The organism is Clostridium luticellarii (assembly GCF_002995845.1).
GTDB lineage: Bacteria > Bacillota > Clostridia > Clostridiales > Clostridiaceae > Clostridium_B > Clostridium_B luticellarii.
On sequence record NZ_PVXP01000024.1, the window covers coordinates 1 to 22,151 of the forward strand.

Consider the following 22,151-nt stretch of genomic DNA (forward strand, 5'->3'; position numbering starts at 1 on the left):
TTATTAGTGATAATTATAAATCTAAATAATATTATTTAAAAGCTATAAAAATGTATGAATAAAACCATATACTGTGCTGTAAATACGAATATATAATTTACGTCCATTTACAAAGTTATTTTTAAAATTAGATAAGAATTTCACAGCAACTATTGATTTTGGATCATATTCGTGATATCATATATTCGTTGCTTGCCGAAGTGGTGGAATTGGCAGACGCAACGGACTCAAAATCCGTCGGTAGTGATACCATGCGGGTTCGACTCCCGCCTCCGGCACCAGATTATGAGCTGCATTTTTGTTGGTGATAAACCAATGGAAATGCAGCTTATTTTGATAAAGTGCATCTTGGAATTTTTTCTAGGGTGCTTTTTTGTGCACTTGTTATTATTTGGCTGATTCCACTTGCATTTAATATATTGGGAGAATTATAATTATTATATATGGAGAATTATGTTAAAAGTTTTAGGGAGGTAGTATAAAGTGGAATATCAATTTTCACCTATAAGATTTGACAATAGGGGATATATCCGGGATTCGGTATTTTCCATTTTGCGTAATGCCATATTAGATGGAAAATTAGAACCGGGTCAGCGGCTGGTGGAACGCAATATTGCAGAACAGCTTAAGATAAGCAGGACCCCTGTACGTGAGGCAATCCGCCAGCTTCAATATGAAAGACTGGTAACTTATATACCCCGTAAAGGTGTGGTGGTTTCAGGATTCAGCAAGGAGGATATTGAAGAAATTCAACTTATCAGGACTACATTGGAGGCACTGAGCTGCAGTATCGCAGCTGTGAAAATTAATGACAAGGAATTGAATTATCTCAATTCAGTTGTGGGTCAGATGGTGGAGGAATACAAAAAAGAAAATAATGGAAAATTGAGTTCGCTAAATAAAAAATTTCATGAATGTATCTGGAAGTCAGCAGACAGTCCCCATTTATATTATTTCATAAATACACTTTGTGAATATGTAAATAAATTTACTCATTTAACTTATACGAAGCCTGGCAGAATTGAAGAAGTGGTGCTGGAACATAATGAAATAGTTGATGCTCTGCAGAGACATGATAGTCAGGCTGCTTATGATGCCATGAAAAAGCATGTTGAAAATTCAGGGCATATATTTCTCAGTATGGCTTATTCAGATAAAAATAAATGATAGTATATGTTTGGTGGCATCAGCTGGATGCTGGGGAATTTATGTGTATGCAAAATTAATTTGTGATACTGGATTGAAAAATTTTCTGAAAATTTGTTGAATTCAGTATAAGATAATGCTATAATAAAAATGGAAAAATTAACAAGTGCAATTATTATAAGATAAGGCAAATTGGTATTGATTTAGCAGTGGATATGCCAGATCAATACCAACACAGCAGACCGTTTGTTTATTCATTGAAGAATATAATGTGTTGATTTTGTAATGAATTAAAGAGGAGTTTGATGACATTATGGTATACCGTATACCATAAATATGCCAAAATTTAGCTTGAATTAATTGATGGTTGCTCAAAATTACTGGGGGGTTAATGAGATGGCTGAATTCAATTCTATTAAACTGAAAGTTAAAGAAGGGCTGATAGAGGATTCACGCAAAGGAATTGTGAGAATAAATAGAGAGGATATGGAGAAACTGGGTGCTGACACTGGAGATGTTGTCGGTATAAAAGGCAGTAAAGTTACTGCAGCAAAAGTCTATCCCTCCTTTAGTGATATTTACGGCAGTCCGCTGATTCAAATGGACGGTGTAATCAGGCATAATGCCGGGGTGGGAATAGATGGTGAAGTGGAAGTTAGCAAAGCTGCAGTGAAAACAGCACAGAAGGTAGTACTTTCACCAATGGAAAACTCTTGCGAATGGACAAGGGAAGATGAAGACGAGGTAAAAAGTACACTGAGAGGAATACCATTGATCTGTGAGGATGAATTGTCTCTGACTCTTTTTGGAAATGACAGACATGACTTTCTTGTAAGTGGTACAGCACCGTCAGGAATTGTAAAAGTAAGCAGAGAAACTGATATTGTTTTTGTACAACCTGAGCTTGTTACTGCTGGTTCCAGAATTACATATGAAGATATAGGTGGATTAGATGAGCAGCTTCAAAAGATAAGGGAGATTGTAGAATTGCCTTTAAAATATCCTGATGTATTCAAGAAATTGGGGATAGAGCCTCCTAAGGGAATATTACTTCATGGGCCTCCAGGCACTGGTAAAACTTTGATTGCAAGAGCAGTGGCCTCGGAGACAAAAGCCTATTTTATCCATGTAAATGGACCGGAAATAATGAATAAATTTTACGGCGAGAGCGAGGCAAAATTAAGGGGAGTTTTCAAGGAGGCCAAAAGCCGTGTGCCCAGTATAATTTTTTTGGATGAATTGGATTCCATTGCACCAAGAAGAGAAAATGTACATGGTGAAGTGGAAAAAAGGGTGGTGGCCCAGCTCCTTGCTCTTATGGATGGATTGGAAAGCCGGGGTCAGGTCGTTGTAATCGGTGCCACTAATATACCTGATTCACTAGATCCGGCACTTAGACGTGCAGGAAGATTTGACAGGGAAATTGCCATAATGCCTCCCAATAAGGAAGGAAGGCTTAGAATATTGCGGATTCATACAAGATGTATGCCTCTTGATAAAGATGTTAAATTGGATGAATTGGCTAAAATCACCTATGGATTTGTGGGTTCAGATCTGGCTGCATTATGCAAAGAGACTGGGATGACAGCGCTTAGAAAAATCCTGCCTAAAATTACAGAGAAGAATGTTATTCCTTCTTTTAAAGTCTCAATGGATGATTTTAAGAATTCACTGAGAGAAATTCAGCCGTCCTCCACGAGAGAATATTATTCGGAAATTCCAGATGTAAGGTGGGATGATATAGGGGGACTGAAGAAAACCAAAAAAGTTTTGCAGGCTTTAGTAGAACTTCCGCTTCATCATCCTGATCTATGTCAGATATACAGATTTGTACCACCTAAAGGTATTTTGATAACAGGGCCGTCGGGAACAGGTAAAACCATGCTAGCAAATGCCGCAGGAAATTCTGCAAGAACAAATTTTATAGTTATAAATGGCCTTACGCTTGCTTCTCACTGGAAGGGAGAGGCAGAAAGGGTTTTACATGATATATTTGTCAAGGCTAAACAGACTTCTCCCTGTATTTTATTTTTCGATGAGTTAGATGGAATTGTGCGTTTCCGGACTTCAGGGGCAAGTAATTTAAAAAATGGACTTATAAGTCAGCTTATATTGGAATTTGATGCCCTGGAAAAAATTCAGGGAGTCACGGTATTGGCTGCCACCAGCAGAATAGATTTAATTGATTCTGTTTTACTGAGAGAGGGGCGATTTGAATATATTCTGGATCTGCCTTTGCCCACGGCTGCTGAGAGAGAATCAATTTTTAAAATTCATTCCAGAGGTCTGCCCATAGATGATGAAGATGTGGATTTTAAAAAACTGGCAGAAAAAACTGGAGGCATGAGTGGAGCACAATTGGCCGGGATATGCCATAGGGCCTCGTTTATAGCAATTATGCTGTCAATAAAAAATGGCTTGAAAATAAAGATAGATCAAAATATCTTTAATCAATCCATTGATGAAATCAATAATCAGAAAAAGCTTGAGGGGGTGATAAAAACAAAATTTCAGCATTGAAATTGATTATAATGTTGACCATTAAAGAAAGGAAGGTGGAATAAAGGTGTCAAATCAAAATTTGTTTAATGAACCAGGGTTGAAACAAATTACAGTTTGGGGTAGAGGAGTTTATGAGAATAAAGAAGCCCGTGATGTGGTGGTTTCCTTGACTGAAGCTGCCGCATTGGAGGGCAAGTATGTTCAGGCATGGGAAAATTATGTAGATCTTCCCGACCGTATCTATGTTCCGGTGAGGGCATATGGAAAAATTAGTTCTCAGGAAATTGAGTCCAAGTATGTTTATGAAAATGAGGCTCCCGATATTGTAGTTCTTACAGAAGAGACTCTTGTAAAAGGTGTAGATGTTTTAGCCGGAATAAAGCCGGGAGCTGTGCTGGTGGTAAATACGAAGCGCTCACCGGAATACCTGTTTGGATTTATTAAAAAGAATACAGAAAATCTTTCGAAAATTGTTACGGTGGATGCAAATAGTCTTTCAAAATCTATTATCACTCTCTCGGGAGCCGAAGGCGCTACAGATGCATCAGGAATTGGAAAGGGTATTGGTGCTGTGCTGGCAGCAGCTGCTGTCAAGGGTACTGAAATTGTGAAATTTGATAATCTGCTTAAAATTGTTGTAAATAAAAATGCTGCGAAAAAAGCTTATAAACAAGCAGTTGTTATAGATGTAAATACTATACCGAAAGCTTCTGTTTAAAATTTAAAATTAGGAGGTGCTGTAAAATGGCTGTACCATATGAAAAAATTCCCTTTGCAGGAACTGTACCTTCCCCTAAAAAGGAGAATGAAGGCATGATTACCGGTAATTGGCGTACTAGGAGACCGGTATTGGATACTGAAAAATGTACACAGTGTCAGATTTGCTGGATTAGCTGCCCGGATTCCTCTGTAAATCTTATGACTGAAGATAGTCCTATCACTTTTAATCTGAAATATTGTAAAGGCTGCGGAATCTGTAGTGAAGTGTGTCCGGTAGGAGCAATTACTTTAGTGCCTGAACTGGATTTTAAAGATTGATTTATATCAATAGGAGGTGAATTAAAAAAATGAAAACCAATATAAAAAGAATGTCAGGATGTGTGGCAACAGCTAATGCCATAAAACTGGCCAATGTGGATGTTATATGCTCATATCCAATTCGTCCATATACTGGAATCATGTCGGAGCTGGCAAGAATGGTGGCAGATGGAGAATTAGATGCTGAATTTGTTCTAGGTGAAGGAGAGCACGGACAGCTAAGCGTTGTCTATGGGGCTTCTGCCGCTGGAGCAAGGGCCTTTACAGGTAGTTCCGGAGTAGGTGTGACCTATGCCATGGAAGTGTATTCTCCAATTTCAGGTGAAAGACTTCCTCTTCAGATGGCTATTGCGGATCGTACGCTGGATCCACCAGGTGATTTTGGATCGGAGCATACTGATGCACTGTGCTGTCGTGATCAGGGATGGATTCAAGGATGGGCATCTACACCCCAGGAAGCACTGGATTTAAGCCTTATGTATTATCGTATTGGTGAAGATCCGCGGGTTCTTCTGCCGCAGTATGCCTGTCAGGATGGGTATTTCGTATCCCATATTCTTGGGGAAGTCGATGTGCCGTCACAAGAGCAGGTAGATGCATTTTTGCCGCCTTATAAAAATCATCATGTGCTGGATACAAGCAATCCAATGATTATAGGGCCTCAGATGGAGCCTGAAATGGGACCTGGAACTCAATATCAAAGACATATGGCTGTGGAAGGGGTGTATAAGGTATTTGAAGAAGTTCATGAAGAATTTGCGGATATCTTTGGACGCAAATATGATCCATGGCTTGAAGAATACATGACCGATGGTGCCGAAACGGTTATTTTCATCCAGGGAGGACATGCCGAGACAGCCAAAAATGTTGCAAAACATTTGAGAAATCTGGGTGAAAAGGTGGGTGTGGTTCGACTGCGTACACTGCGTCCTTTCCCAACTAGACAAGTACGTGAGACTCTGAGTAAATTTAAAGTGGTAGGTGTGGTGGATAACTCGGTCAATTTTGGAATATCCTGTGGAGCAGGTGTTCTTTTGACTGAAGTCAGAGCAGCCTTGTATAACAGTGACAAGAAAGTGGATACCGTTGGATTTGTGGCAGGACTTGGAGGCTCTATGATCAGCCAGGATGAGTTCTATAAGATGTACAGTATTATTAAAAATGTAGCTGAGACCGGAAAAAATGAAAAACAGAGTTACTGGTCGCCATTTGAATTGTAAATATGAAAGGAGGAAGTCAAGTGTTAGAACAAATCAAATCTATTAAAAAAGCTCCAAAAGAGGAATACTATGTTCCAGGTCATCGTACTTGTGCCGGATGTGGTCCTGCACTGCAATATAGATTAGTGGCCAAAGCTGCAGGAAAAAATACGATTTTTATAGGACCTACAGGCTGCATGTATGTTGCAAACACCAGCTACGGGTGTGGACCCTGGGCTGTTCCATGGATACATGCACAGATTACCAATGGTGGTGGGGTTGCCTCCGGAATATCAGCGGCATTTAAGGCAATGATACGCAAGCATAAGACTGATGCAGAATATCCCAATATCATTGTAATGGCCGGCGATGGCGGTACTACTGATATTGGAATACAGTCACTGTCTGCTGCTTTCTACCGCGGACATAATATAGTGTTTATCTGTTATGATAATGAATCCTATGCCAATACGGGAATTCAAGCTTCTCCGACCACGCCTTACGGAGCGTGGACTACCTTTACTCCCGCAGGTCCTGTAGTTCCAGAAGGCAGAAAGCTTATGCCTAAGGATATAACCAAAATTATGGCTCACGGCCATCCTGAATTGAAATATCTTGGTACTGCATCAGTGGCTTATCCTCTGGATTTGATGAATAAAGTACGTAAGGCCTGTAATGCGGATGGACCGGCTTTTCTCTACATTCATGCACCATGTCCAAAAGGATGGAGTTTTCCAGCAGAAAAAACAATTGAAATTGCCAAATTGGCAGTTCAGACAGGTATGGTACAGCTGTACGAACTTGTAGATGGGAAATACAAATTGACTTACAAACCTGCCAAATTGAAACCAGTTGATGAGTATATAAAATATCAAGGACGATTCAGTCATCTGAAGCCCGAACATATTGAAAAACTTCAGCAGTTTGCGAATCAGCGCATGAGAGAAGTTGAAGTAGAGAACAATGTACCTCCGGTAGCGGAATAATAAATTTTGGACGTAATATAATAGAGTATGGAGATACCATAATTTTCAATATATCAAGTAAAGGTTTACTCCCCGGGTTGATTCACCAACTCCGGGGTTCTAACTAATAAATAGGAGAGGGGGGTGGTAAAAATGGTTTATTGATTTGAATCAGGTAATTTTTACAATTGAATATTAATTGAAGGGGGAATTATGCATGAGCAATATTGATGATATGAAAGCCAAGAATATCAATGCATATGGATCAGTTCTCGGTAACCGTTGGGTACAGCTTATATCTGCTGTTGTGGCCATGGTAATGATTGCAAATCTACAATACTCCTGGACTTTGTTTACCACTCCGCTGGTAGCACAGTTAAAATCATCTCTAACTGTTATTCAATATGGGTTTACCTTATTTATCATGCTTGAAACTTTTGTACAGCCGGCAGGAGGATATTTGCTGGATAGGTTCGGCTCAAAACTCATGTTTATCATTGCAGGTCTTCTCATTGGATTTGGATGGAGTATGATGGGACAAGTGAATTCCGTAAGCGGTTTGTATTTTTCATATGCTATGGCAGGAATTGGTGCGGCAATTATCTATGGCGGGTGTGTTAGTGTGGCAATCCGCTGGTTTCCAGATCGACGGGGTATGGCTTCTGGTATAATAGCAGGTGCCTTTGGTCTTGGATCAATGCCTTTTATACCTATAATCAATAATCTGCTGCAAAACAGTGGTGTTACACAAGCTTTTCTGGTTACTGGAGTGCTGCAGGGTATTATAATCCTGATTGTAGCCTTAATTCTGCGTTATCCTGTTGGATCAAAAATGCCCAATAAAAAGGAGGAAATCAGTAAATTGGATCAATCCAAAATTGGGTTTAGTCCTCTGCAGATGCTGAAAACTCCAAATTTCTGGATCATATGGTCTATGTTTTTTTCCATCAGCGTAGGCGGACTTATTATTACAGCTAATACAAAGCCTTTTGGAAAAGAAATGGGTATAGCTTCTTCAATTATTGTGCTGGCAGTTATGTTAAATAGTCTTGCCAATGGGATAGGTAGAATTTTTTGGGGATGGATTTCAGATAGATTGGGTCGTCCTAAAACCATGTTTATATCTTTCGGTTTAAATGCGGTATTTTTATTTGTTTTGCCTATTATAGGCGGTAACAATATATTATATATAATTTGTCTAATGCTTATAATGTTCACCTGGGGACAATTATTCTCCTTATTCCCGCCAATTAATGCAGATGTATTCGGTTCCACTTATGCCGCAACTAACTATGGATTTCTATACAGCGGCAAAGGAATAGCTTCTATTTTAGGCGGTGGTCTGGGAGCATATCTGGCTACCTCCTATGGATGGAATGTAGTATTTTCTTGTGCTGCAGTACTTTCACTTTATGCCTGTATAATGTCACTGGTTTTGCCTCGCATACCAAAACCAGTGAAAAAACAACCTGTTGTAATTAAGGAAGAAGTTACTAAAACCACTGAATAGCATTCAATTGAAAATATTCTGCAAATTATCTTGTCACCACTTCCCATGTTACGTTTACAGTATATCACAAGCCAAAAACTATTTCAATAGTTTTTGGTATACCAGATACCTATTTTAATAGGGAATATACTGTAAATTATTTAAAAATATTGGTTTATCTCACAAATTCAATTTTGAAATTTATATTGTTATTGAGGTATGGTTTTGTATAAAAGCTGTACCTCAATAATTTTCACTACAATAAAAGTATGGTCTTATAACTTTTTGTGTACTATATTATAATTGTATAAGGGAGCATTTTTTATGTAAATTATAACTTGCATGTACTATTGATATATAAGAAGGGAGAATTAGATAATATGGATATTTCATTTTTGGGAGGAGCCCGGGAGGTGGGAGCCAGCTGTATACTGCTTACGATATATAATAAAAATATATTGCTTGATTGCGGCATAAGGCAGAGTTCCTCCAAGGATTCCCTGCCTGATTTCAAATTGATTCAGGATAAAGGCGGTGTAGATGCCATTGTGATAAGTCATGCACACATGGATCATATAGGTTCTCTCCCAATCATAAGCAGGGAATACCCAGAAGCTAGGATATACACAACTAGAATGACCAAGGATTTAATGAGGGTTCTGCTCTATGACAGCCTGAAAATTATGAATCACAGGGAAGGAGAAATTCCCCTGTATGCAGAAAAGGATGTCATAAGCATGCTAAATCGTGTATTCCCCATAAACTACATGGTTAAATTCTCTATATTTGATAATATAGTTCTTACTTTCTATATGGCAGGACATATAGCGGGAGCCAGCTGTGTTTATATTACTACTCCGGAAGGTTCGTTTTTTTATTCCGGGGATTTTTCACTGTTTTCCCAGAAGACCGTAGAGGGATTGAAACTGCCAAAATTGAGGCCGGATGCGGCAATTTTCGAATCCACTTATGGTGATAGACTCCATTCAAACAGACAGGTGGAGGAAGAAAAACTTGTGGATATAATAGATGAATGCATCAGTGAAAAAGGTAAAATGCTAATCCCGGCCTTTGCACTTGGAAGGGCACAGGAGGTAATTCTGATCATAAAAAAGGCAATAAACAAAAAAATGCTGAAAAATGTTAAAGTTTATGTGGATGGAATGATAAGAGATATAAACAGAACCTATAAATTGAACCCGCTGTATCTTAAAAATTCTCTGGGCAAAAAGATACTGAAGGGTATTGAACCATTTTATGACGACAATATAATTGCAGTAAAGGATAATGAAACCAGAAAAAATATATTGGAAAGCGAAGAGCCTTGTGTGATAATATCCAGCTCGGAAATGCTTACAGGGGGTTACAGTCAGTACTATGCAGAGAAAATAGCTGCCCTGGAAAAGGGATATATAGTTATAACCGGCTACCAGGATGAAGAATCACCAGGGAGAAAACTGCTGGATCTTTTGAAAAATGAAGAGAATAAAAAATTATGTATAAATGAAAAAACCATTGAAGTGAAGTGTAAAGTTGAGAAAATAGGCCTTTCAGCTCATAGTGACAAATTTGAAATAAAGTCTTTAATTCATCTTTTAAATCCAAGAAGTATATTTATTGTTCATGGAGATGAAAAGGTAGTGGAGGGTTTTTCTAGAGAACTTTTTTCGGAAGTGACTGGAGAAATATATGCTCCTAAATGTGGGGAAAGTTATGAAATATATGTACACAGACCTCGAAAACAGCGGGAAAGATATATAGGCAAAATCATGAATTCCTATGAAGAATTAGATGAAGGCAATGTGAGAAATCTATGGGGATTTGTGTCTTCTAATTATGAAAAAAAGTTATTTACGCTGGAAGAACTCTTCTATATATGGAGAGGTCGTAATAAATTGGGAAATTCTTTTGAGCATTTTCAGAAAATCATAATTGATTCTCCATATTTTGAGAGTGACAGCAAAAGGTTGTTCTTGTTTGGCTGTCAGGAGGAGGAAAAGATACGAAAAATTCTAGATAAGAAAGAGCTCAAACCCAATGAATTGAGGGAGATCGTATATGAACATTTTGGCAAATTTAATTTTAAAAAAGCCAGCTATATATATGATGAGAAAAAAATTATTTTAAGCTTTGATTTCCCGGCTGTAGTGGATAAAGATATATATGATGTTATAAAAAAATTTCAGGAAAAACTGGGATGGAAGGTTGAAATAAGTAATAAGGTAAATATAAATGCAGTTTCAGAAGTGGTAAAAAAATTTTTGCGGCAGGAAGATATAAGCAAGATATCTTATAGGCTGGAGAAAAATGAAGTTCTGGTAATTTTGGCTTCAACGCCTGATATAAAAGAGAGCAGATCCAGGGAATTTAAAAATATTACGGGAATGGATATTTTGATTAGATCTACCATGAATTCAGCTTCTAATTCTAAAGGTACAGATGGCATAGTTGTAAAAACTGATAATGCTTATAATGTTATGGAACAAAACAAGGCTTTACAATTCATCGATGATTTTTTTTACAATCAAGAATTTAGCCCCTATAGGAAAAGCGTAAAATCTTTTTTGGATAAGAAATATATAGAACTGTCTTTTATAAGCCCTATAATAGGGAAAAAATATAAAGAAAGCATTAAAAAAATAGCAGATAGTATAGGTTGGGACATAAGTGTCTCAGGGAGTGCAAATCAAAATGAGATAATAAAGATGGCTGTAGAGCTCTGTAAAAAGGAAGGTATAGAATTTAGAAAAAATCCTGCTTTTAATGCCCTTGACTTGAGTGTAGAGCTAAAAATTAAAGACAGTTGTCTGAAAAGCATGGAAGAAAAACTGAAGCTGATAAAAACTGAGTTTGGGTATAAGACAGGTTGTGTATTGAAATGGTAAATATAAAATGTGGCTTATTGCATACAGATATGAGGAACATAAAATAATTAATCATAGAAGATTTAGACAAAATATGATAATATTATATTTAAATATAGGAAGGGGACATGTTAATGAAAAATAGAAATCAAGGTACGAAAACAGCAGAAGTATCAATGTATTTTTCAGAATTTGAAGTACCTCCAATGCAGGATGTTCTCATCATTGGTAAAAGATCTCCTATTGGCCCGGAGGCCGCCAGAAGAATGGTAGACATGCTTTCTCCAGAACAATATGAAGTGATTAAAATAGAACATAAATATGTAGAGGCAATTGTAATTAAAAAATCTTTAGTAAATCTGATTCCTGAGAATAAGTTGATTTCTATAATTATGGAGGAAGGAGGTAAAATTGCTGACGAAACAATGATTATAAAAGCACAGGTTAGTATAACATTGCATGTTAGTAAATCCATAGATTTATGATACAGAATGTTTTAGGTATAGCGGATAAAAATTTTGTGAAAGTTAATATATTTTCAGGAGTAAATTCCATTCAACACCATTTTTATGAAAATGATATCGTGTGTTTTGTAGTTTATGATTCTGATGAATTGGCTGGCATAATTACAGAAAAAGAACTGATCGGGGCCCATCCCAACAGAATAATTGCAGATGTCATGTCAGATAAATATGTTTGTTTGAATGGAGACACTTACATATGGGAATTGATGGAAATATTTAACACGGATAGAGAACTGGAAGTTGTATTGATAAAAGAAAAGAATGTAATTGTAGGATTTATTACAAGAATAGTTCTAAAGATAGAATTGGGAAAACACATTGATCTGCTTACAGGACTTTATAAAAATGATTATATATTTTATTATGCTTATAAATTTATTATGGAGAGTAAAGAGGTCTCGATTATATTTATGGATCTGGACAATTTTGGTTTTATAAATAAAAAATACGGCCATATAAATGGAGATAAAATATTAAAATCAATAGCTTGTATAATAAAAGAAAATATTGGTTTAGATGAGGACATCTATCTCTGCAGATATGCAGGAGATGAATTTGCCATGCTGACACTGAAGCCTTTAAATGAAAACAAGATATTGTCTGAAAGATTGATAGAATCAATAAAAAGCGGCAGTTTTCCAGACGAGATTCCGGTTTCAATATCCATAGGTATGGCGGAATATAGAGCAGACAACCTACATGAAGAGAGAGATGTATTTGAGTTAGTAAACAAATTGGTCAATTCTGCAAGCCTTGCATCTACCAAGGCTAAGAGTATGAGCAGTCACTTATTTGTAGCAGAGAGTATGGATGACATATGCTTTAATGAAAAATGATCATTTTATCATAGACAAGTAACAGTAGAGAAAATAAAGTACAGATATCAAATAATGAAGATTTTTTGATATCTGTACTTTATTTTTATTAGTTATTACTTTTCAGGGAATATTCGATTATTTTGTCTAACAGCTCTGTAAAGGATATATTTACTGCATTGGCACTTTTGGGGAAAAGACTGTTTTTTGTCAATCCGGGAAGCGTATTCAATTCCAGTACATAGGGTATATTGTCCTTTACTATCATATCCACTCTTGCATAACTGCTGCATTTTAAAACTTTCCAGCATTTAAGGCATATTTTTTCTATCTCGCTCTGTAGAGATTTGTTAAGCTCCACTATTATCTCTTCCGAACCACCATCTGCATATTTTGAAGTGTAGTCAAAAAAATTGGCTTTAGGCCTTATGGAGATCAGTGGAAGCGGGTTGCCATTTAACATACAGCAGGTTATTTCATCACCTTTTATATATTTTTCAATTATGATCTCCCTGTCATAATTGAGAGCTAGTTTTACAGCATCTTCTACATATTTTTTATCTTTTACTATATTGGTAGCTACACTTGAACCTCCGCAATTTGGCTTCACCACTACGGGATAACCCATATCATCTAAGTATTTATAATCTATTTCCTCTGTTGAATTGATGCACATCCATTTTGCAGTATTAATTCCTGTGGATTCAAATATTTTTTTACTTATATCTTTATCCATGCAGATGCTGCTGGTTAGAGGACCACAGCCGGAGTAAGGTATATCCATGGTTTCAAATACAGATTGAATTGTTCCATCTTCCCCGAATTTTCCATGAAGTGCGATAAATGCGAAATCTATATCTTTTACTTTTGTGAAAACATCACTTTTTTTATCTATAACAATAGGTTTTACCTGGTACTTGTTTTTATCCAGATAATTCATTATTTCTTTACCTGAGTTTAATGAAACTTCTCTTTCTGAGGATATCCCACCCATTATAACACCTATTTTCATATTTATTCCTCCATAATTTATTATTTATATGTTTCTAAATTTTCACACTCTGTTCTCAATATTTATTCTATACATCTGTCATGTAAAATAAAGAACCACATCTGGACTATTTTATTTAAGCTGTGGTTTCATATAGAATATAATCCTTTATTTATATGCTCAATTGTGTAAAATATAAGTGAGGTGAAATCTAGTATGTTCTCTAATATGAAAATAACAGATAATAAATTTGTATATATACAATTAAAGGATTATATTAAGAGTATGATATTGAAAGGACTATTAAGAGCAGATGAAAAACTGCCTTCTTCCAGAGAAATGGCCTCGATGTTAAACGTAAGCAGAAATACAGTGATGTATGCCTATGAATTTTTACAGGATGAGGGATTTGTCTATATAAAAAAGGGAAAGGGCACCTTTGTTTCAGATATAAAAGTAAGTGTGGAGGAAAAGTGGAACATAGACTGGGAAGATGAAATAAACAGCTATGGAAAATTGTCAGAAAAATTAGATATAATCAAGCATGAAACAAAGTGGCAGAAGGGTATGATATCTTTTAAAAGCATAGCTCCTGATGAAAAACTTTTCAACATAGAGGAATTTAAGAAATCCTTTCTAAACCGCATGTCTTTGGAAGGGGAAAAAGTATTGAATTATGGATATGCAAAGGGTTATAAATACCTTATAGAATATCTGCTTAAATATATGGAGAACAAGGGTGTTGATATAGAGGGAAAAGATATACTTATAACAAATGGATTTACAGAGGGATTTGATCTGGTGCTGACCTGCCTTACGAATAAGGGGGACAATATATTATGTGAAAATCCGACCCATAATACGGCTATTAAAATCATGAAATTACACGGGCTGAATATAAAAGGAGTTCAAATAGGGAAAAAAGGGGTGGACTTGCAGGAGCTTGAGAAAAAATTAAAGAGAGACAAATATAAAATTTCCTATTTCATACCTTCTTATCATAATCCTACAGGTATTGTGATGTCTCCGGAAAACAGGGCAAAACTGTATAATGTGCTTAAAAATTATAATGTTCCAATAATCGAAGATGGTTTTAATGAAGAACTCAGGTATTCAGGTACTCATGTGCTTCCTATAGCTGCTCTCAGCGGTAAAGGCAACAGTGTCATATACATAGGAAGTTTTTCAAAAGTTCTGTTTCCGGGTATAAGGATAGGGTGGATATTATCGGATAAAGTACTTACAGGATATCTGGAAAGTATCAAAAGAGCCAGGAACATCCACACATCTTCACTGGATCAAGCAGTATTTTACGATTATCTGAAAAGTGGAAGTTTTCATAAATACATAAGAAAAGCCAGGAAAATATACAGGGAAAAGTATGAGTTTGCACTGGAATGTGCCCAAAAATATATACCCAGCAGAGAGATACTGGGGGAGGGAGGAATGCATATTTTTATAAAACTAAAAAATATAGACTCCAGACAGCTCTTAGAGAAATGCTGTGAGAGGAAAGTAATATTTACTCCTGGAGACATATTTTATGTAGATGACAGGGGCAGGGATACTTTAAGACTTGGTTTTTCAAGAGTAAGTGAGGATAATATAGAAAGAGGATTTAAGATAATTGGTGAGGAAATTGAAAAATTAGGAGGGACAATATAGTGAAGAAAATATCGCAGAAGACACTGTACAAGGGAGATTGGATTAAATTAGAAGAGATAACTTACAGGGGTAAGAATCAGGAGCAGTTAAAGTGGGAGAGCATAGAGAGAACCAATACTGTAAATACAGTTGTAATAATGGGCAGAATGGTTCCATCTAACAGATATGTGCTCATAAAGCAGTACAGACCCGCCATAGATGGTTATGTGATTGGATTTCCTGCAGGGCTGGTGGAAAGCGGGAGCCTGCCTGAAAATGCACTGAGAGAATTAAAGGAAGAAACGGGATATACAGGAAAAGTAAAGTCCGTGGGACTTTCTCTGTATTCAAATGCGGCACTGCTGACGGACAAGGTTAGGGTGGCCAAAGTGGAGATAGATGAAAATCTGCCTGAAAATAAAAATCCCAAGCAGCAGCTGGAAGCGGCAGAGGACATACAGGTAATCACTTTGAAAAAAGATGAAATGAAGAACTTCTTTTTAAAGGAGCAGGCAAGTGGAACTGCCATAGCCATGGGGCCCTGGTATGCTTTTTTTGGAATGGAGGGCATATAGCAATACAACAGGTTCAAGTGGAGAGTTTGTTTGAAATATACTTATAATTATGATATATTTTTAACATGAATGTATTGTAATTTGAAATTGAGGGTGTAATTTATGGAGGATTGGCTTTTAAAAAAAGATGAGTATATTCCTACGGAAGATAAAGATAAATTTATAGATAAAAGTATTTTTTCTATATTGCATCTTCTATCACTTATTAAGAGAGATAATAATCGTGAGAATAATATTCTATACAATTTAAATCCCGTGGGAAAATTATTTTTTACTATTTTGAATATAGTATTTTTATCTTTATCAAAAAGTTTTCATTATGTGCTGCTGGTAGATGTATATTTTTTGCTGGTTTTGAGTCTTCTGAACATAAGGGAGATAAAGAGGATATTGATTTTGAGTACAGCGGTACCTCTGTTTACGGTGATAATGCTCATACCTTCCATAATGATGGGAAATGTGACAAACAGCATATTGCTTGTATTGAAAGTAGTGGGAACTATAATTGCCATAAATACTTTATCCTGTACTACAGGATGGCATGATATAATAAAGGCATTAAAAAAGTTTTTTATACCGGATATATTTATTTTGGTATTTGATATAACTTTGAGATATATTTATATTTTGGGAGAGTTTGCACTGGATATGTTTTATTCCCTTAAGCTAAGGTCTGTAGGAAAAAATCACAACAAGTATTCTTCTGTTTCAAAACTTATGGGAAGCCTGTTTTTAAAGTCCAAGGAAATGGGGGATGAAATGTATTGTGCCATGGAGTGCAGAGGATTTACCGGAGAATACATATCTCATGCAAAATTTAAATTCAAGCTGGTGGATTTTCTATATTTAATGGCGAATATTTTTATTATAGGTATGTATTTTTATATAACTGGAATGAGGTTGAGATGATAGAATTTAAGGAAGTTTTTTTTAAGTATAAAGATGAAGAAGTGCTGAAGAATATAAATGTCAAAATAGAGCCGGGAGATTCAGTAGCACTTATAGGTGCCAACGGCAGTGGAAAATCAACTTTTTTAAAATTGCTGAATGGAATAATATTTCCTACAAGCGGAAGCTATTATTTTGATAATGTAAAGATATCCCAGCATAAATTGGAACAGAGCAGCTTCTCCAAAAAATTTCATAAAAAAATGGGATTTGTATTTCAAAATTCTGATGCGCAGCTCTTCTGCTCCAGCGTATATGAAGAGGTGGCCTTTGGGCCAAGGCAGATGGGAATGGATGAGGCTGAAGTAAAAAAAAGAGTGGAAGATTGCTTGAATCTTTTAAATGTAAAGGATCTTCAGAACAAGGAACCGTATAATATAAGCGGAGGAGAAAAGAAGAGAGTTGCCATAGCTGCTGTACTTGCTTTAAATCCAGAGGTGTTGATTTTAGACGAACCTATGAGCGGTATAGATCCTAAAGGGAAAAAATTTTTAAATAATTTGTTTATAGACTTGAATAAAGCCGGAAAGACTATAATATGTTCCACACATGATTTTGAATATGTGAAAGGACTTTTTAAACGTGTGCTGGTATTTTCAGAAGATCATCTTCTTATAAAAGATGATTCTTATGAGAGGATAATTGAGGATAATAATTTTCTGACAAAATATAATATCAAGTGATTCTTGGATTGGAGTTTTGCTTATAAGAAATGTTATATCTTTTAATTGACATAAAAGTCGAATTATAATAAACTTAAAATATAATAAAATAGATTTTAGGTACCTTATGCAAGGTTAAAAGGGAATGCGGTTAAATTCCGTAACAGCCCCCGCTACTGTATGTGATGACAAATTTTGATTTTTGAATTTTAAATAAAATCAAGGTAAATGTGAGTCATGAGTCAGAATACCTGCCTAGTAATTATTTTGGCTTTCGGAGGGAAAGAAACTTTTAGTATGATTAACTTCTCAGCAAAAGCTGGGTTTTTATGTTAAAGGCAATGAGCTCTAGAAACTCATTGCTTTTTGTTTTAAAAATATATTTTAATTGGGGATAGATTTTCTTTTAATAGGAAAAGTTATAAGGAGGACTGATTATTATGGCAAAGATTATGATTCAAGGAACAGGTTCTACCGTGGGAAAAAGCATAATTGTTTCTGCTCTCTGTAGGATATTTAAACAAGATGGGTATTCAGTGTGCCCGTTTAAATCTCAAAATATGTCATTGAATTCATACATAACTCTGGATGGAAAAGAGATGGGACGTGCTCAGGTGTTACAAGCCTATGCTTCTGGTCTGCAGCCGGAGGCTTATATGAATCCCATATTGCTTAAACCCACTTCAGACAAAAAATGTCAGATAATAGTGAATGGCAAGGTGTATGGAAACAGTACGGCTATGGAATATCACAACATGAAGCTGGAGTTTAGGGACATGCTTCAGGATCATTTTAAAAAAATGGAGAAAAGCTTTGAAATAATAGTCATGGAAGGGGCAGGAAGTCCTGCAGAGATAAATTTGCGGGATAGGGACATTGTGAATATGGGAATGGCAGAAATAGCTGATGCTCCGGTGCTTTTAGCAGGTGATATAGATAAGGGAGGGGTATTTGCATCTCTGGCAGGTACCATGTTGTTTTTTACAGAGGAAGAGAAAAAAAGAGTCAAGGGTACAATAATAAACAAGTTCAGAGGAGATATAGACATATTAAAGCCGGGGCTTAAAATGCTTCAGGATGTTGTCAACGTTCCCTGTATAGGGGTTATACCCCATTTCAATCTGGCACTGGAAGATGAGGATGGAGCAGTGGAATTCAACAAGAAGGTTACAGCACCTATAGATATAGCTGTGATAAAACTGCCGCATATATCAAATTTCACTGATTTGGATGCCCTAAAAAGTGAAGATGATGTTTCTGTGAGGTTTATAACTTCCACAGAAGAATTTGGGAATCCGGATCTGCTTATAATTCCCGGCAGCAAGAATACTATAGAGGACTTAATTAAAATCAGACAATGCGGACTTGAAGCCTGTATTAAAAAGTACAGTGAAAGTGGAATTGTAATAGGTGTCTGCGGTGGTTACCAGATACTTGGAAATATCATAAGCGATCCTTATAAAACCGAGACCGATATGGGAGAAGTGGAAGGTATGGGTCTTTTAGACATAGAGACTGTATTTGAAAAGGAAAAAGTGACAACCAGGATAAAAGCGCTGAGTAATGCCGATTTTCCCATTATAAAAGAGGATGGTTCTCTGGAAAAAAGAAAATTGGATGTTTACGGGTATGAAATTCATATGGGAATATGCAAATATGGTGCAAAGGCAAAACCTCTGTTTAAATTCATAGAAAAAAATGGCAAAAAAGTAGATATAGACGATGGAGCTGTAAATGAAAGAAAAAATGTATTTGGCACTTATATCCATGGCGTTTTTGATGCCATGGATTTCAGAGAGTATATTCTAAACAGGATAAGACAAAATAAAGGACTGAGTTATAAGAAATCCAGGGTATATGAAGATCTTAGAGAAGGTGAAATAGAAAAACTTGCCGGCATAGTGAGGAAAAGTCTTGATATAGATAAGATATATACCATCATGGGACTAAGAAGATAATGTACAGAAGCTTGTGCACTGTTTACAATAATATTGGAATGGGAGGATTAATTTGTCTATTTCCCTTGTTAATATAAATATAATAGATCTTTTTGCGGCAGTTATAATAGATTGGATAATTGGAGATCCGCACTGGTTTCCCCATCCTGTTGTATATATAGGAAAATTGATAGCCTATTTGGACGAAAAAGGTAGAAAAATCTGTAAAGGGAAAAATACTTTAAGGGCTTTTGGCGGGTTGATAGTCCTGGTAGTTGGAGCCATAAGTTTTTTACTTCCCTTTGCTGTACTCATGCTCCTTAGGAATCATATGGTTTTATATCACATAGTTAATATATTTATTATGTGGACAGCCATTTCTGCCAGATGTCTTGCGGTGGAAGCTAAAAAGGTATATTTTGCTTTAAAAGAGGAAGATATTGAAGATGCAAGATTAAAGCTTTCCTATATAGTGGGAAGGGATACTTCTAATCTAAGCAGTGAAGAAATAGTCAGGGCAGATGTGGAGACGGTGGCAGAAAACACTTCTGATGGAGTCATAGCTCCTCTTGTATATGCGGCTGTATTGGGAGCACCTTTTGCCATGCTCTATAAAGGTGTAAATACCATGGATTCAATGCTGGGTTATATGAATGAAAAGTACAGATATATAGGATTTTTCCCTGCGAAGGTAGATGATATATTTAACTTTATACCTTCCAGAATTACTGGCTTTTTAATGTGTATGGCATCTTTTGCAGTAAAAGGGAATCCAATAAGGACTCTTAAGATTATGATGAGGGACAGAAAAAATCATAAAAGCCCCAATTGTGCCTATCCTGAGGCTGCAGCGGCAGGTGCCATGGGAGTTCAGCTGGGCGGCACCAATGTTTATTTTGGTGAAGTGGTATATAAGCCTACTATAGGTGATAAACTTGTGAAATTGAATTTTGAACATATAAAGTATTGTATAGATCTAATGTATTTTACGGAAATACTAATGGTGGTTTTATGCTGGGCAGTTTTTATTTTATTGAATTGGGGTTGAATGTAAAATGTAAAAATATAAATTAGGATGTGTTTATATGGAACATGGTGGAGATATATATACTGAAGGACTTCTAAAGGGAAGAAAACTTTTGGATTTCAGTTCAAATATAAATCCTTTAGGAGTACCGGACAGTTTTAAAAGAAATATAGGTGAGGCACTGGAAAATGTGGAAAAATACCCGGATGCCAAGTATAGGGAATTAAAGGGGAATTTGAGGCAGTATTTGTATTTTGCAGAAAATTATTTTGGAAACTGTCGGAACAGTAAAGTAGTAAATCTGGAAGATAGAGATATCGTACTGGGAAATGGTGCTGCAGAGATAATAGATTTGGTTATAAGCTGTTTTAAAAACATATGCATTGTGGTGCCTTCTTTTATAGAATACAAGAAAGATGCTGTGAAATGGAAATGCAATATAAATTATTCCAGTTTAACTGAAGATATGGATTATGACTATGACGATATAAAATTAAAACTTCAAAGTGCAGATGCGTTGATTTTGGGAAATCCCAACAATCCAAACGGAAAAACCATAGATAGGGAAAGGTTTCATGACATAATAAATTGGTGTGATAAAAACCAGAGGACTATAATTATAGATGAGGCATTTGTGGAGTTTACAGGTAAAAGTGGATGCAGTTTTTTAGATGAGATGAAATATCATAAATGTATTTTTATAGTCAGAGCTCTTACAAAATTTTTTGCACTTCCTGGAATAAGAATGGGGTATGGTCTCTGCAAAGACGAGAAACTGATGGATATTATAAGATCCAGACAAAATCCATGGAATGTAAATTGTTTTGCGGAAACAGCAGCCAGGTACGTGTTGAAGGACAGGGCTTACATGGACAGTTCACTTCAGTGGATTGAAAGTGAGAGAAAATTCATGCTGGAGAATTTGAAGGAGATTCCTGTAATAGAAAAAGTATACCCTACGTCCAGTAATTTTGTGCTTTGTAAAATACAAGGCATGGACTGTGATGAATTTTATGAAATGTGTTTAAAGAAAGGTGTACTTATAAGAAAATGCAGTAATTTTAGGGGATTGGATCATAGGTTTATAAGATTGGCAATAAAGGACAGAGATAAAAATCAAAGGCTGATGCATATATTGGGAAAAATGCAGCTGTAGGAGAAGATAGCAATGAATAAAAATCCTTTGAAAAATAATTCAAATATGTTCCTTGATCTGCTGTCACCCAAAATAAAGGTTATGGTGATAGGTGGAGGAAAGGCAGCTTATATAAAATCCAGAACCTTTGCATTGAAGGGATGTCAGGTATTTGTGCTTTCTCCAGAATTCATTCCGGAATTTGATGATATAAAGGGTAATCTGAATGTGAATGTGATTCCGGGGGTGTACCAAAAAAAGTACATAGAGGATAAACATATTGTAGTCGTTGCCACCCATGATAGAGAACTAAACGAAGCTATAGGAAAGCACTGCAGACAGCTGTGTAAAATTTATCTGGATGCCTCGGAACCGGAGAGAGGAAATTGTATTATTCCCTGTCAGAGGAATACTGAAAATATTTCTCTGGGGGTTAATACCAGGGGAGTGGGTGTGTCTCCTATAACTTCGGTGTTTATTGCAGATAAAGTAAAAAAATATTTGGGGGATTACGATGATTTTGTGAAGTTTACCTCTAAAATAAGAAATCATATAGAAAATGTGGAAGATAGAAGAAAGATCATGAAATTCATATGCAGTGAGGATTTTTACTTTTTTTATAGAAAGGGAAAATCTTCAATAATAATAGAGATGTTTTTTAGAGTAAATAATAATTGATTTTGCAGGACG

Annotated in this window: 19 protein-coding genes, 1 tRNA gene and 1 riboswitch; of the genes, 19 read left to right on the forward strand and 1 reads right to left on the reverse strand. The window is 36.1% G+C overall.

Going from position 1 to position 22,151, the window contains the following annotated elements; all coding sequences use genetic code 11:
- Positions 1 to 194 precede the first annotated feature (194 nt).
- From CLLU_RS09435 to CLLU_RS09485, 11 genes are all read left to right on the forward strand, one after another.
- Positions 195 to 281 (forward strand) — tRNA-Leu (locus CLLU_RS09435).
- 202 nt (positions 282 to 483) lie between these two features.
- Positions 484 to 1,167 (forward strand): GntR family transcriptional regulator, encoded by a 684-nt coding sequence (locus CLLU_RS09440; RefSeq protein ID WP_106009497.1) that lies wholly within the window; start codon positions 484 to 486, stop codon positions 1,165 to 1,167.
- Between the two features lie 375 nt (positions 1,168 to 1,542).
- Positions 1,543 to 3,666, forward strand: a complete 2,124-nt coding sequence (locus CLLU_RS09445) for an AAA family ATPase (protein WP_106009498.1) — start codon at positions 1,543 to 1,545, stop codon at positions 3,664 to 3,666.
- A 46-nt stretch (positions 3,667 to 3,712) separates the two neighbouring features.
- A complete protein-coding gene (locus CLLU_RS09450) occupies positions 3,713 to 4,366 on the forward strand; it encodes an oxalate oxidoreductase subunit delta (RefSeq protein ID WP_106009499.1) in 654 nt (217 codons plus the stop codon).
- Between the two features lie 26 nt (positions 4,367 to 4,392).
- Positions 4,393 to 4,686 carry a 4Fe-4S binding protein gene (locus CLLU_RS09455; RefSeq protein ID WP_106009500.1) on the forward strand — a complete coding sequence of 98 codons (294 nt, stop codon included), beginning with the start codon at positions 4,393 to 4,395 and terminating at the stop codon, positions 4,684 to 4,686.
- 29 nt (positions 4,687 to 4,715) lie between these two features.
- Positions 4,716 to 5,906, forward strand: a complete 1,191-nt coding sequence (locus tag CLLU_RS09460) for an oxalate oxidoreductase subunit alpha (RefSeq protein ID WP_106009501.1) — start codon at positions 4,716 to 4,718, stop codon at positions 5,904 to 5,906.
- Positions 5,907 to 5,926: 20 nt separating this feature from the next.
- Positions 5,927 to 6,871 carry an oxalate oxidoreductase subunit beta gene (locus CLLU_RS09465; protein WP_106009502.1) on the forward strand — a complete coding sequence of 315 codons (945 nt, stop codon included), beginning with the start codon at positions 5,927 to 5,929 and terminating at the stop codon, positions 6,869 to 6,871.
- A 196-nt stretch (positions 6,872 to 7,067) separates the two neighbouring features.
- Positions 7,068 to 8,360, forward strand: a complete 1,293-nt coding sequence (gene oxlT / locus CLLU_RS09470; RefSeq protein WP_106009503.1) for an oxalate/formate MFS antiporter — start codon at positions 7,068 to 7,070, stop codon at positions 8,358 to 8,360.
- 359 nt (positions 8,361 to 8,719) lie between these two features.
- Positions 8,720 to 11,224 carry an MBL fold metallo-hydrolase gene (locus CLLU_RS09475; protein WP_106009504.1) on the forward strand — a complete coding sequence of 835 codons (2,505 nt, stop codon included), beginning with the start codon at positions 8,720 to 8,722 and terminating at the stop codon, positions 11,222 to 11,224.
- Between the two features lie 113 nt (positions 11,225 to 11,337).
- Positions 11,338 to 11,688, forward strand: a complete 351-nt coding sequence (locus CLLU_RS09480) for a hypothetical protein (RefSeq protein WP_106009505.1) — start codon at positions 11,338 to 11,340, stop codon at positions 11,686 to 11,688.
- Positions 11,685 to 12,563 (forward strand): diguanylate cyclase, encoded by an 879-nt coding sequence (locus CLLU_RS09485; RefSeq protein WP_106009506.1) that lies wholly within the window; start codon positions 11,685 to 11,687, stop codon positions 12,561 to 12,563. The genes CLLU_RS09480 and CLLU_RS09485 overlap by 4 nt, the downstream gene beginning before the upstream one ends.
- Before the next feature lie 88 nt (positions 12,564 to 12,651).
- On the opposite strand, the gene CLLU_RS09490 is transcribed toward CLLU_RS09485, so the two are convergent.
- The gene (locus CLLU_RS09490; protein WP_106009507.1) at positions 12,652 to 13,554 is read right to left on the reverse strand and encodes a D-alanine--D-alanine ligase; all 903 of its coding nucleotides are present in this window, start codon (positions 13,552 to 13,554) and stop codon (positions 12,652 to 12,654) included.
- A 195-nt stretch (positions 13,555 to 13,749) separates the two neighbouring features.
- On the opposite strand from CLLU_RS09490, the gene pdxR reads away from it, so the two are divergent.
- The 8 genes from pdxR (at position 13,750) to CLLU_RS09530 (ending at position 22,139) form a co-directional block, all read left to right on the forward strand.
- Positions 13,750 to 15,198, forward strand: coding sequence for a MocR-like pyridoxine biosynthesis transcription factor PdxR (pdxR, locus tag CLLU_RS09495; RefSeq protein WP_106009508.1), 1,449 nt, complete (start codon positions 13,750 to 13,752; stop codon positions 15,196 to 15,198).
- A complete protein-coding gene (locus CLLU_RS09500; protein ID WP_106009509.1) occupies positions 15,198 to 15,752 on the forward strand; it encodes an NUDIX domain-containing protein in 555 nt (184 codons plus the stop codon). The genes pdxR and CLLU_RS09500 overlap by 1 nt, the downstream gene beginning before the upstream one ends.
- A gap of 102 nt (positions 15,753 to 15,854) precedes the next feature.
- Positions 15,855 to 16,661 carry an energy-coupling factor transporter transmembrane component T family protein gene (locus tag CLLU_RS09505; protein WP_106009510.1) on the forward strand — a complete coding sequence of 269 codons (807 nt, stop codon included), beginning with the start codon at positions 15,855 to 15,857 and terminating at the stop codon, positions 16,659 to 16,661.
- Positions 16,658 to 17,383, forward strand: coding sequence for an energy-coupling factor ABC transporter ATP-binding protein (locus CLLU_RS09510; RefSeq protein WP_106009511.1), 726 nt, complete (start codon positions 16,658 to 16,660; stop codon positions 17,381 to 17,383). Before CLLU_RS09505 ends, CLLU_RS09510 begins: the two co-directional genes overlap by 4 nt.
- 80 nt (positions 17,384 to 17,463) lie before the next feature.
- A riboswitch (cobalamin riboswitch) is annotated at positions 17,464 to 17,635 on the forward strand.
- A gap of 167 nt (positions 17,636 to 17,802) precedes the next feature.
- Complete coding sequence (locus CLLU_RS09515) at positions 17,803 to 19,320, forward strand: cobyric acid synthase (protein WP_106009512.1); 1,518 nt, start codon at positions 17,803 to 17,805, stop codon at positions 19,318 to 19,320.
- A 79-nt stretch (positions 19,321 to 19,399) separates the two neighbouring features.
- The gene (gene cbiB, locus CLLU_RS09520) at positions 19,400 to 20,347 is read left to right on the forward strand and encodes an adenosylcobinamide-phosphate synthase CbiB (protein WP_170065752.1); all 948 of its coding nucleotides are present in this window, start codon (positions 19,400 to 19,402) and stop codon (positions 20,345 to 20,347) included.
- A gap of 37 nt (positions 20,348 to 20,384) precedes the next feature.
- Complete coding sequence (locus tag CLLU_RS09525; protein ID WP_106009514.1) at positions 20,385 to 21,482, forward strand: pyridoxal phosphate-dependent aminotransferase; 1,098 nt, start codon at positions 20,385 to 20,387, stop codon at positions 21,480 to 21,482.
- A 12-nt stretch (positions 21,483 to 21,494) separates the two neighbouring features.
- Positions 21,495 to 22,139: an NAD(P)-dependent oxidoreductase gene (locus CLLU_RS09530; protein ID WP_106009515.1), complete on the forward strand. Its 645-nt coding sequence runs from the start codon at positions 21,495 to 21,497 to the stop codon at positions 22,137 to 22,139.
- Positions 22,140 to 22,151: the final 12 nt, after the last annotated feature.

Excerpts from the sequence above, each read along its gene's own strand:
- CLLU_RS09445 (WP_106009498.1), top strand. The coding sequence starts at position 1,543 with ATGGCTGAATTCAATTCTATTAAACTGAAAGTTAAAGAAGGGCTGATA.
- CLLU_RS09455 (WP_106009500.1), top strand. The coding sequence starts at position 4,393 with ATGGCTGTACCATATGAAAAAATTCCCTTTGCAGGAACTGTACCTTCC.
- CLLU_RS09460 (WP_106009501.1), top strand. The coding sequence starts at position 4,716 with ATGAAAACCAATATAAAAAGAATGTCAGGATGTGTGGCAACAGCTAAT.
- oxlT (WP_106009503.1), top strand. The coding sequence starts at position 7,068 with ATGAGCAATATTGATGATATGAAAGCCAAGAATATCAATGCATATGGA.
- CLLU_RS09475 (WP_106009504.1), top strand. The coding sequence starts at position 8,720 with ATGGATATTTCATTTTTGGGAGGAGCCCGGGAGGTGGGAGCCAGCTGT.
- CLLU_RS09480 (WP_106009505.1), top strand. The coding sequence starts at position 11,338 with ATGAAAAATAGAAATCAAGGTACGAAAACAGCAGAAGTATCAATGTAT.
- CLLU_RS09485 (WP_106009506.1), top strand. The coding sequence starts at position 11,685 with ATGATACAGAATGTTTTAGGTATAGCGGATAAAAATTTTGTGAAAGTT.
- CLLU_RS09490 (WP_106009507.1), bottom strand. The coding sequence starts at position 13,554 with ATGAAAATAGGTGTTATAATGGGTGGGATATCCTCAGAAAGAGAAGTT.
- pdxR (WP_106009508.1), top strand. The coding sequence starts at position 13,750 with ATGTTCTCTAATATGAAAATAACAGATAATAAATTTGTATATATACAA.
- CLLU_RS09505 (WP_106009510.1), top strand. The coding sequence starts at position 15,855 with ATGGAGGATTGGCTTTTAAAAAAAGATGAGTATATTCCTACGGAAGAT.
- CLLU_RS09510 (WP_106009511.1), top strand. The coding sequence starts at position 16,658 with ATGATAGAATTTAAGGAAGTTTTTTTTAAGTATAAAGATGAAGAAGTG.
- CLLU_RS09515 (WP_106009512.1), top strand. The coding sequence starts at position 17,803 with ATGGCAAAGATTATGATTCAAGGAACAGGTTCTACCGTGGGAAAAAGC.
- CLLU_RS09525 (WP_106009514.1), top strand. The coding sequence starts at position 20,385 with ATGGAACATGGTGGAGATATATATACTGAAGGACTTCTAAAGGGAAGA.
- CLLU_RS09530 (WP_106009515.1), top strand. The coding sequence starts at position 21,495 with ATGAATAAAAATCCTTTGAAAAATAATTCAAATATGTTCCTTGATCTG.